This window comes from Burkholderia sp. Ac-20384 (assembly GCF_017104605.1).
GTDB classification, from domain to species: domain Bacteria; phylum Pseudomonadota; class Gammaproteobacteria; order Burkholderiales; family Burkholderiaceae; genus Burkholderia; species Burkholderia lata.
Genome location: NZ_JAAGPE010000289.1, coordinates 1 through 11,321, shown reverse-complemented (window position 1 = coordinate 11,321; position 11,321 = coordinate 1). Strand labels below are relative to the sequence as shown.

Annotated in this window: 7 protein-coding genes; 6 read left to right on the top strand and 1 reads right to left on the bottom strand. The window is 65.8% G+C overall.

Annotation, left to right across the window (positions count from 1 at the left end; all coding sequences use genetic code 11):
• Positions 1-50 precede the first annotated feature (50 nt).
• Positions 51-821 carry a glycerophosphodiester phosphodiesterase gene (gene ugpQ / locus G3O00_RS34165; RefSeq protein ID WP_206145626.1) on the top strand — a complete coding sequence of 257 codons (771 nt, stop codon included), beginning with the start codon at positions 51-53 and terminating at the stop codon, positions 819-821.
• 170 nt (positions 822-991) lie between these two features.
• Here the strand turns inward: ugpQ and G3O00_RS34160 are convergent, their stop codons facing one another.
• Positions 992-1,723, bottom strand: coding sequence for an OmpW family outer membrane protein (locus G3O00_RS34160; RefSeq protein ID WP_011350702.1), 732 nt, complete (start codon positions 1,721-1,723; stop codon positions 992-994).
• A gap of 193 nt (positions 1,724-1,916) precedes the next feature.
• Between G3O00_RS34160 and G3O00_RS34155 the strand changes: the two genes are divergently transcribed.
• The 5 genes from G3O00_RS34155 to G3O00_RS34135 all read left to right on the top strand — a co-directional run.
• Positions 1,917-2,630, top strand: a complete 714-nt coding sequence (locus G3O00_RS34155) for a transposase (RefSeq protein WP_006477151.1) — start codon at positions 1,917-1,919, stop codon at positions 2,628-2,630.
• A 289-nt stretch (positions 2,631-2,919) separates the two neighbouring features.
• Positions 2,920-7,623, top strand: coding sequence for a glutamate synthase-related protein (locus tag G3O00_RS34150; protein ID WP_011350703.1), 4,704 nt, complete (start codon positions 2,920-2,922; stop codon positions 7,621-7,623).
• Positions 7,624-7,708: 85 nt separating this feature from the next.
• Positions 7,709-9,175: a glutamate synthase subunit beta gene (locus G3O00_RS34145; protein ID WP_011350704.1), complete on the top strand. Its 1,467-nt coding sequence runs from the start codon at positions 7,709-7,711 to the stop codon at positions 9,173-9,175.
• Positions 9,176-9,531: 356 nt separating this feature from the next.
• Positions 9,532-11,022: an alanine/glycine:cation symporter family protein gene (locus tag G3O00_RS34140; RefSeq protein WP_206145625.1), complete on the top strand. Its 1,491-nt coding sequence runs from the start codon at positions 9,532-9,534 to the stop codon at positions 11,020-11,022.
• On the top strand, positions 11,019-11,321 hold a 303-nt coding region (locus tag G3O00_RS34135; RefSeq protein ID WP_277399350.1), incomplete at its 3' end, for a 2'-5' RNA ligase family protein. The genes G3O00_RS34140 and G3O00_RS34135, both read left to right, overlap by 4 nt.

Sequence of the window (11,321 nt, the reverse complement as noted above, 5' to 3'; positions counted from 1 at the left end):
GACCGGCAAGCGTGCCGGCTGAACCTGCTGCACCTGCCGAGACACCGACGATGACAACCCGTACCGACTGGCCCTATCCGCGCGTCGTCGCCCATCGCGGCGGCGGCACGCTCGCGCCGGAGAACACGCTCGCCGCGCTCGACGAGGGCGCGCGCCGTGGCCACCGGATGGTCGAGTTCGATGCAAAGCTGTCGGCCGACGACGTGACGTTCCTGCTGCACGACGACACGGTCGACCGCACGTCGAACGGTCACGGCGTGGCGGCGGGCATGCGTTACGACGCGCTGGCCGCACTCGATGCGGGCGCGTGGCGCGATGCGCGCTTCGCGGGCGAGCGGATGCCGACGCTCGAGGCCGCGGCGGCGCGCTGCATCGCCCACGGGCTGGCCGCGAATGTCGAGATCAAGCCGTGCCCGGGGCGCGAGCGCGAGACGGGGCAGCGCGTGGCGGCCGACGCGGCCGCGTACTGGCGTGATGCCGCGGTTCCGCCGCTCCTGTCGTCGTTCTCGTTCGATGCACTGCAACAGGCGCGCGCGACGATGCCGGCGCTGCCGCGCGGGATGCTCTACGAGGCCGTGCCGGACGACTGGCATGCGCAAGTCGTCGGCGCGCTCGGCTGCGTTTCGTTGCATGCAGACCACAAACAGCTCGACGAACCGCTCGTGCGCGCGATCAAGACGGCCGGGCTGCGCATCCTGGTTTACACGGTAAACGACCTCGAACGGGCACGCGAACTCGCGCGCTGGGGTGTCGATGCGGTCTGCACGGACCGGATCGACCTGATCGGCCCGGCTGCGCTGGACGATATCGCCATCCCCTGACGGCCGCACCGACGGCCGCCGAAACCCGTGTCGGGAACGTAACTGACGCGAAAAAACGACGCCCCGACGGGATTCCCGCCGGGGCGTTTCGCATCGTGGAGACGTTACGTCAGGAAAAATCCGCTACAAATTGCAGCAGGATTAACCATTCCCCAAATATTCGACTACGCTTAGAAGCGGTAGCCGACGTTCAGGTACGTCACGATCGGGTTCAGCGAGATGTGAGCCTTCGACGTTTCCGTCAGCGTACCGACCGGCGTGCGGCGGGCCGTCGTGAAGGTCGCGGTCACGCTGACCGGGATGTACGACATCGAGAAGCCGGCGAACCAGTGCTTCGTGAAGTTGTACGTGAAGCCGGCGTTGAACACGGGCGCCCACTGGTTGCTGGTCTGCGCGCTGGTCGGGCCGCCGAGCACGCCGTTCTCGAACGCGCTGTTCGTGATCTTCGCGCCGGTGAACCAGATATACGTCGCGCCGACGCCGACATACGGACGGAACTTCGCGTTGGCGTCGTTGAAGTAGTACTTGAGGAGGAGCGCGGGGCTCCACTGGTACGCGCGGCCAAGCGTACCAAAATTCGAGAACTGGCCCTTGCCGGTGATGTCGAACTTCGGCGGAATGCCGGCGATGAACTCCGTGGCGATGTGGTCGGTCACGAAGTAACCGGTCGCCAGCGCAAGCGTGTCGGCGTCGCTGATGCCGGCGCCGGTGTTGGGCACCGATTGGTTGATGGGCGTGCCGCCGACGCCGTAGAGGAACAGCGGGTCGCTGCTGTCCTGCGGCGCAAGGTGCAGCCAGCCGGTGCTGACGTAGAAATCACCTGCGGATTGTGCATGTGCCGTACCGCCCGCGAAAGCGAATGCGAGCGCTGCGGCCCCCGTAATGGCCAGTTTTCGTTTCATTGTGTCTCCTCCGATCAAAGGCGTGCTCATTATGACGACTGCGTTTAAAACCAAACAAGCTCGTAAGTTAGAGTTTTCTCCCTAGGATTCGTACGACCGTACGCTTTCGCGCCTAGCGGGGACAGGCATTCTACGCAGGTGCGCACTTTCGGACCCCCGGGTATTTCCTAACGCGTTCAAACGGACATTCAGCATGGCACGGTTAGCACGACTCTACGTTCCCGACCAGCCGCAGCACGTGATACTGCGCGGCCTGGATCAGCAACCCGCGTTCGTCGACGACCAGGACTACGAACTCTTCATCGATTGCCTGAAGGCCGCCGCACGCGATCATCACCTGTCGGTGCATGCCTACGTGCTGCTGCCGCGCCAGGTGCAACTGCTCGTGACGCCGAGCGACGAAGCGAGCCTGCCGAAAGCGATGCAGGCGGTCGGTCGCCGCTACGTCGCGCATTTCAACCGGCGCTATTCGCGGCGCGGCACCCTGTGGGAAGGCCGCTATCGCGCGACCGTGATCGAAGGCGAGCGCTATTTCCTGCTCGCGAGCCGCGTGGTCGAGATGAGCCCGGTGCGCGCGCAGCTCGTCGCGACGCCCGAAGCCTATCGCTGGTCGAGCTACCGGCACCACGTCGGGCTCACCGTCGACAGCCTGATCACCGACCATCCGCTCTACTGGGCGCTCGGCAACACGCCGTTCGACCGCCAGCGCGCGTACAAGGAGCTGTGCGAGCAGCCGCTCGACGAGCGGCAGGCCGACCAGCTGCAGCAGGCGACGTTGAAGGGCTGGGTGCTCGGCGGCGAGAATTATCGCGAGTGGGCGGCGCGTACCGCGAACCGGCGCGTATCGCCGCTGCCGCGCGGACGCCCCAGAAAGGTGCGTGAAAACACGCCGCCGATCCAGCAGTAACGCAGGAACGGCGGTTCAGGAGGCGGCGCTGCGGGCGCCGCTTCTTTTTGCACCAAAGCGATACGGCCCCAATAAAACAGCACCAGATCGAGGCATCCATTTAATTGGGGTTCTATCAAGCGGTTTTTGTTGCTATTCCTTTGATTCGTCGCGTATATTCCGAATTCCGGTGGCCCGGGCGAAGCATGCCCACCCACTGTCGGCCGTGCCGTCTCCCGTCGGGAGCGGGATCGACGGCAACAAGAAAATGGTTCAACGGCCTCCAGGCCCCCTTTACGACGGTGTCCCCATGAACGACCACCAGCAGCCGCTCGCCGCGGTGCCCGCCGCACAAGGTCTGTATGACCCGCAAAACGAACACGACGCCTGTGGCGTCGGCTTCGTCGCTCACATCAAGGGCAAGAAGAGCCACGAGATCATTCAGCAGGGTCTGAAGATCCTCGAGAACCTCGATCACCGTGGCGCGGTCGGCGCCGATCCGCTGATGGGCGACGGCGCTGGCATCCTGATCCAGATCCCGGACGCGTTCTATCGCGAGGAAATGGCGAAGCAGGGCGTGAATCTGCCGCCGGCGGGTGAATATGGGGTCGGCATGATCTTCCTGCCGAAGGAAAACGCATCGCGTCTCGCGTGCGAGCAGGAGCTCGAGCGGACGGTGAAGGCCGAAGGCCAGGTCGTGCTCGGCTGGCGCGACGTGCCGGTCGACCATGCGATGCCGATTTCGCCGACCGTGAAGGCGAGCGAGCCGCTGATCCGCCAGATCTTCATCGGCCGCGGCAAGGACATCATGGTGACGGACGCGCTCGAGCGGAAGCTGTACGTGATCCGCAAGACGGCGAGCCACCGCATCCAGGCGCTGAAGCTCAAGCACGGCAAGGAATACTTCGTGCCGTCGATGTCGGCGCGCACGATCGTCTACAAGGGGCTGCTGCTCGCGGGCCAGGTCGGCGTGTATTACCGCGACCTGCAGGACACGCGTGTCGTGTCGGCGCTCGCGCTCGTGCACCAGCGCTTCTCGACCAACACGTTCCCGGCGTGGGAACTGGCTCACCCGTACCGGATGATCGCGCACAACGGCGAGATCAACACCGTGAAGGGCAACGTGAACTGGCTGAACGCGCGTACCGGCGCGATCGCGTCGCACGTGCTCGCCGACGATCTGCCGAAGCTGTGGCCGCTGATCTACCCGGGCCAGTCGGATACGGCGTCGTTCGACAACTGTCTCGAACTGCTGGTGATGGCCGGCTATCCGCTCGTGCATGCGGTGATGATGATGATCCCGGAAGCGTGGGAACAGCACACGCTGATGGACGAGAACCGCCGCGCGTTCTACGAATACCACGCCGCGATGATGGAGCCGTGGGACGGCCCGGCCGCGATCGCGTTCACCGACGGCCGCCAGATCGGCGCGACGCTCGACCGTAACGGCCTGCGCCCGGCGCGCTACATCGTCACCGACGACGACCTCGTCATCATGGCGTCGGAAGCCGGCACGCTGCCGATCCCCGAATCGAAGATCGTCAAGAAGTGGCGCCTGCAGCCGGGCAAGATGTTCCTGATCGACATGGAACACGGCCGCATCATCGACGACAAGGAACTGAAGGACAACCTCGCGAACGCGAAGCCGTACAAGAGCTGGATCGACGCTGTGCGCATCAAGCTCGACGAGATCGAGCCGAAGGCCGAGGAAGTCGCGGCCGGCCGCACGCAGGGCGCCGCGCTGCTCGACCGCCAGCAGGCGTTCGGCTACACGCAGGAAGACCTGAAGTTCCTGATGGCGCCGATGGCGCAGCAGGGTGAAGAAGCCGTCGGTTCGATGGGCAACGACTCGCCGCTCGCGGTGATGTCGAACAAGAACAAGACGCTCTATCACTACTTCAAGCAGCTGTTCGCTCAGGTCACGAACCCGCCGATCGACCCGATCCGCGAGAACATGGTCATGTCGCTCGTGTCGTTCATCGGCCCGAAGCCGAACCTGCTCGACACGAACAACATCAACCCGCCGATGCGTCTCGAAGTGTCGCAGCCGGTGCTCGACTTCAAGGACATCGCGAAGATCCGCGCGATCGACCAGTACACGGGCGGCAAGTTCAGCGCCTACGAGCTGAACATCTGCTACCCGGTCGCCTGGGGCAAGGAAGGCATCGAGGCGCGCCTCGCGTCGCTGTGCGCGGAAGCCGTCGACGCGGTGAAGTCGGGCTACAACATGCTGATCGTGTCGGACCGCAAGACGGACGCCGAGCATGTCGCGATTCCGGCGCTGCTCGCCACGTCGGCGATCCACTCGCACCTCGTCCAGCAAGGGCTGCGCACGAGCACGGGCCTCGTCGTCGAGACGGGCTCCGCGCGTGAAACGCATCACTTCGCGCTGCTCGCGGGCTACGGCGCGGAAGCCGTGCACCCGTACCTCGCGATGGAAACGCTCGCGAAGATGGCCGAAGGGCTGCCGGGCGACCTGTCGCCGGAGAAGGCCGTCTACAACTTCACGAAGGCGGTCGGCAAGGGCCTGCAGAAGGTGATGTCGAAGATGGGCATCTCGACGTACATGTCGTACACGGGTGCGCAGATCTTCGAAGCGCTCGGCCTGTCGAGCGACCTGGTCGAGAAGTACTTCAAGGGCACCGCGTCGAAGGTCGGCGGTATCGGCCTGTTCGAAGTCGCGGAAGAGGCGATCCGCCTGCACCGCGATGCGTTCGGCGACAACCCGGTCCTGCGCGACATGCTCGACGCGGGCGGCGAGTACGCGTACCGCGTGCGCGGCGAAGACCACATGTGGACGCCGGATTCGATCGCGAAGCTGCAGCACGCGACGCGCAGCAACTCGTACCAGACGTACAAGGAATACGCGCACCTGATCAACGATCAGACCAAGCGTCACATGACGTTCCGCGGCCTGTTCGAGTTCAAGGTCGAGCCGACCAAGGCGATCCCGATCGACGACGTCGAATCGGCGAAGGACATCGTCAAGCGCTTCGCGACGGGCGCGATGTCGCTCGGTTCGATCAGCACGGAAGCGCACGCAACCCTCGCGGTCGCGATGAACCGGATCGGCGGCAAGTCGAACACCGGCGAAGGCGGCGAGGACCAGAAGCGCTACCGCAACGAACTGCGCGGCATTCCGATCAAGGCCGGCGAGACGCTGAAGTCGGTGATCGGCGACGAGATCGTCAGCGACATTCCGCTGCAGGACGGCGATTCGCTGCGCTCGAAGATCAAGCAGGTCGCGTCGGGCCGCTTCGGCGTCACCGCCGAGTACCTCGCGTCGGCCGACCAGATCCAGATCAAGATGGCGCAGGGTGCGAAGCCGGGTGAAGGCGGCCAGCTGCCGGGCCACAAGGTGTCCGAATACATCGGCAAGCTGCGTTACTCGGTGCCGGGTGTCGGCCTGATCTCGCCGCCGCCGCACCACGACATCTACTCGATCGAGGATCTGGCGCAGCTGATCCACGACCTGAAGAACGTGAACCCGAGCTCGAGCATCTCCGTGAAGCTCGTGTCGGAAGTGGGCGTCGGCACGGTCGCGGCCGGCGTCGCGAAGGCGAAGGCCGATCACGTCGTGATCGCCGGCCATGACGGCGGCACGGGTGCATCGCCGCTGTCGTCGGTCAAGCATGCGGGCACGCCGTGGGAACTCGGCCTGGCCGAAACGCAGCAGACGCTGGTGCTGAACCGCCTGCGCGGCCGCATCCGCGTGCAGGCCGACGGCCAGATGAAGACGGGCCGCGACGTCGTGATCGGTGCGCTGCTCGGCGCGGACGAATTCGGCTTCGCGACGGCACCGCTCGTCGTCGAAGGCTGCATCATGATGCGCAAGTGCCACCTGAACACGTGCCCGGTCGGCGTCGCGACGCAGGATCCGGTGCTGCGTGCGAAGTTCAAGGGCCAGCCCGAGCACGTCGTGAACTACTTCTTCTTCGTCGCCGAGGAAGTGCGCGAGATCATGGCGCAGCTCGGCGTCGCGAAGTTCGACGACCTGATCGGCCGTGCCGACCTGCTCGACACCCGCAAGGGCATCGAGCACTGGAAGGCGAAGGGCCTCGACTTCTCGCGCGTGTTCTACCAGCCGGAAGAATGCGAGGACGTCGCGCCGCGTCACGTCGACGTGCAGGATCACGGCCTCGAGCGCGCGCTCGACCACGTGCTGATCGAGAAGGCGAAGGCCGCGATCGAGAACGGCGAGCATGTGTCGTTCATCCAGCCGGTGCGCAACGTGAACCGGACGGTCGGCGCGATGCTGTCGGGCGTGATCGCGAAGAAGCACGGCCACGACGGCCTGGCCGACGACGCGGTGCACATCCAGCTGAAGGGCACGGCCGGCCAGAGCTTCGGCGCGTTCCTCGCGAAGGGCGTGACGCTCGACCTCGTCGGCGACGGCAACGACTACGTCGGCAAGGGCCTGTCGGGCGGCCGGATCATCATCCGTCCGACCAACGACTTCCGCGGCAAGTCCGAGGAAAACATCATCTGCGGCAACACGGTGATGTACGGCGCGATCGAAGGCGAATCGTTCTTCCGCGGCGTCGCGGGCGAGCGCTTCTGCGTGCGCAACTCGGGTGCGACGGCGGTCGTCGAAGGCACGGGCGACCATGGTTGCGAATACATGACGGGCGGTACGGTCGTCGTGCTCGGCGAAACCGGGCGCAACTTCGCGGCCGGCATGTCGGGCGGTCTCGCGTACATCTACGATCCGGAAGGCACGTTCGCGGCGAAGTGCAACAAGTCGATGGTCGCGCTCGAGCCGGTGCTGCAGCAGGCCGAGCAGGAGCGCACGGTCGACCGCGCGCTCTGGCATGCGGGCACGACGGACGAAGCGCTGCTCAAGGGGCTCGTCGAGCGTCATTTCCAGTTCACGGGTTCGCCGCGCGCGAAGTCGCTGCTGGAAAACTGGGACGCGGCGCGCCGCCAGTTCGTGAAGGTGTTCCCGCACGAATACAAGCGCGCGCTGGGCGAGATCGGTGCGAAGAAGGCGGCGAAGGAAGAACTGGCCGCCTGAGCGACGAACGACATAGCGAATGCCGCGCGCGCATGACTGCCGCGCGCGGCTCCCCCACCCGATACACCGAACAGAAGAGCACCTTATGGGCAAGGCAACCGGTTTTCTGGAGTTCGAACGCCGCCACGAGGCGTACGAAGCACCGCTCACGCGCGTGAAGCACTACAAGGAATTCGTCGCGGCACTGACCGACGCGGACGCGAAGGTCCAGGGCGCGCGCTGCATGGATTGCGGCATCCCGTTCTGCAACAACGGCTGCCCGGTCAACAACATCATTCCGGACTTCAACGATCTCGTTTACCGCCAGGACTGGCAGCAGGCGATCGAAGTCCTGCATTCGACCAACAACTTCCCGGAATTCACGGGCCGCATCTGCCCGGCGCCGTGCGAAGCAGCCTGTACGCTCGGGATCAACAACGACCCGGTCGGCATCAAGTCGATCGAGCACGCGATCATCGACAAGGCCTGGGCGGAAGGCTGGGTGAAGCCGCTGCCGGCCGAGCACAAGACGGGCAAGAAGGTCGCGGTCGTCGGCTCGGGCCCCGCGGGCCTCGCCGCCGCGCAGCAGCTCGCGCGCGCGGGCCACGACGTGACGGTGTTCGAGAAGAACGACCGTGTCGGCGGCCTGCTGCGTTACGGGATTCCCGACTTCAAGCTCGAGAAGTGGCTGATCGACCGCCGCATGCGCCAGATGGAAGCGGAAGGCGTGACGTTCCGCACCAGCGTGTTCATCGGCAAGGATCCGCTGCCCGAGTCGATCGGCAGCCTCGCGAAGGAGACCATCTCGCCGGAGACGCTGAAGGAAGAATTCGACGCGGTCGTGATCGCGGGCGGTTCGGAAACGCCGCGCGACCTGCCGGTGCCGGGCCGCGAACTCGCGGGCGTTCACTATGCGATGGACTTCCTGCCGCAGCAGAACCGCGTGAACGCGGGCGACAAGCTCGTCGACCAGCTGCTCGCGAAGGGCAAGCACGTGATCGTGATCGGCGGTGGCGACACCGGTTCGGACTGCGTCGGCACGTCGAACCGTCACGGTGCGAAGCAGGTCACGCAGTTTGAGTTGCTGCCGCAGCCGCCGGAAGAGGAAAACAAGCCGCTCGTGTGGCCGTACTGGCCGATCAAGCTGCGCACGTCGTCGTCGCATGACGAAGGTTGCGAGCGCGACTGGGCAGTCGCGACGAAGCGTCTCGAAGGCAAGAACGGCAAGGTCGAGAAGCTGATCGCGGTGCGCGTCGAGTGGAAGGACGGCAAGATGCAGGAAGTGCCGGGCTCCGAGTTCGAAATGAAGGCCGACCTCGTGCTGCTCGCGATGGGCTTCACGCAGCCGGCGGCACCCGTGCTCGAGGCATTCGGCGTCGCGAAGGATGCGCGCGGCAATGCGCGTGCGGCGACCGAAGGCGATCGTTCGTACTACACGTCGGTCGACAAGGTGTTCGCGGCGGGCGACATGCGCCGCGGCCAGTCGCTCGTGGTGTGGGCGATCCGCGAAGGCCGCCAGTGCGCGCGCTCGGTCGATGCGTACCTGATGGGGCATTCGAACCTGCCGCGATAAGCGCGGGTCGGTAACCGTCGTCGAAACCGGGCGTCCGAAAGGGCGCCCGGTTTTTTTTTGCGCGCGCGATTCGGTGATGCGCGCGCGTTCCGTATCGGGCGTCCGGCCGGCGTTTCGGTGCGCCGGCTGCCGTGCCGAACGCACCACGACACGGTCCGGTGCCGCGGCGTCACGATCCTGACGCTCCCGCATTTTCGCGAAGCGCCGCCTAATCTGATCACATCCGGCCGTAATTTCCCGCCATCTCAAATCTTTCGTTTTGTAATGATCCTTGCAAATTGTCATATCATGTCGCCCCTCCGGCCGTGAAACGAGCGGCCATCACATGTGACTGACCCTATTTACAAGGATTCTGGATGGAAGCACTCGTGCAAGGGCTGATCGACGCCGTCAACGGCGTGTTGTGGAATTACGTGCTGATCGCGCTGCTGCTCGGCGTGGGCGCGTGGTTCACGCTGCGGTTCCGGATGATCCAGTTGAAGGCGCTGTTCCTCAGCGTGAAGCTGGTCGGCAGCAAGGGCGAGCCGGGCAGCATCTCGTCGTTCCAGGCGTTCGCGACCGGGCTCGCGAGCCGCGTCGGTACCGGCAACATCGCCGGCGTCGCGGTCGCGCTGACGGTCGGCGGGCCGGGTGCGATCTTCTGGATGTGGATGACGGCGCTCGTCGGGATGTCGTCCGCGTTCGTCGAGGCGACGCTCGCGCAGATCTTCAAGGTGTCGCACCCGGACGGCAGCTATCGCGGCGGCCCGGCGTACTACATCCAGACGGGCCTGCGCTCGCGCGGCTTCGGCGTGCTGTTCTCGCTGTCGCTGATCCTCGCGTTCGGCTTCGTGTTCAATGCGGTGCAGGCCAATGCGATCGCCGATGCGTTCGACACGTCGTTCGGCTGGAGCCGCGCGACGGTCGGTCTCGGGCTCGTGCTGCTGACCGCGCCGATCATCTTCGGCGGGATTCGCCGGATCGCGGCGGTAGCGCAGGTGATCGTGCCGCTGATGGCAATCGGTTACCTCGCGCTCGCCGTCTATGCGGTCGCGACGCATATCGCGCTGGTGCCGGGCGTGATCGCGCTGATCGTGAAGAGCGCGTTCGGTCTCGAACAGGCGGCGGGTGGCCTGACGGGCTATGCGGTCAGCCAGGCAGTCGCGATGGGCGTGAAGCGCGGGCTGTTCTCGAACGAGGCCGGCATGGGCAGCGCGCCGAACGCGGCGGCGACCGCCAGCACGCGGCATCCGGTCGTGCAGGGGCTGATCCAGATGCTCGGCGTGTTCGTCGACACGGTCGTGATCTGCAGCGCGACCGCCTTCGTGATCCTGCTGTCGGGCCAGTACGAGCTGGGCACCGGCATGGAAGGCGCGGCGCTCACGCAGCGCTCGATCGCGAGCCACGTCGGCGAGTGGGGCGGCATCTACATGGCGTTCGCAATCTTCTTCTTCGCGTACTCGTCGGTGATCGGCAACTACGCGTATGCGGAAGGCAACGTCGAATTCATCACGAAGCGGCGCGGCATGCTGCCGCTGTTCCGGGTCGCGGTGCTCGCGATGGTGATGTTCGGCAGCGTCGGGCAACTGCCGCTCGTGTGGGCGATGGCCGATACGAGCATGGGGCTGATGGCGATCATCAACCTGATCGCGATCCTCGCGCTCGGCAAGTATGCGCACGCGGCCTGGCACGACTATCGCCGCCAGCGCGCGGAAGGCGTGGCCGATCCGGTGTTCACGCGCAACACGATTCCGGAGCTCGCGAACGTGCTGCCGACCGACGTGTGGGGCGAGCATGGCCCGCTGCCGCAACGTCCGGCCGCGACTGATCCGGCGCGGGTGCCGCGCGCGGTGGCGAGCGAGTCATGAACGGCGACCGGCTGCGCGTGTTCGTTGCGCTGATGCCCGATGCGGCATCGCGCGACGCGCTGCACGCGTTGCCGGTGACCCGCGGTGCGCGGCGTCCGCTGCCCGCGCAACTGCATGTGACGCTCGCGTTCGTCGGCGCGATCGAGCGGGTGTGCTGCGATGAGCTGGCCGCGTGCCTGCCGGCGCTCGCGGCCGCGCATGCACTGCCGTTGATGCCGGTCGAACGGATTGCGTGGTGGCCGAGCCTGCCGCGCGCGCGGCTGATCGTCGCGGAACTGGCCGCCGAGCCGGCGGGTGCA

What these genes read in the sequence shown, in the direction of transcription:
- ugpQ (WP_206145626.1), top strand. Translation starts at nt 51, where the DNA reads ATGACAACCCGTACCGACTGGCCCTATCCGCGCGTCGTCGCCCATCGC.
- G3O00_RS34160 (WP_011350702.1), bottom strand. Translation starts at nt 1,723, where the DNA reads ATGAAACGAAAACTGGCCATTACGGGGGCCGCAGCGCTCGCATTCGCT.
- G3O00_RS34155 (WP_006477151.1), top strand. Translation starts at nt 1,917, where the DNA reads ATGGCACGGTTAGCACGACTCTACGTTCCCGACCAGCCGCAGCACGTG.
- G3O00_RS34150 (WP_011350703.1), top strand. Translation starts at nt 2,920, where the DNA reads ATGAACGACCACCAGCAGCCGCTCGCCGCGGTGCCCGCCGCACAAGGT.
- G3O00_RS34145 (WP_011350704.1), top strand. Translation starts at nt 7,709, where the DNA reads ATGGGCAAGGCAACCGGTTTTCTGGAGTTCGAACGCCGCCACGAGGCG.
- G3O00_RS34140 (WP_206145625.1), top strand. Translation starts at nt 9,532, where the DNA reads ATGGAAGCACTCGTGCAAGGGCTGATCGACGCCGTCAACGGCGTGTTG.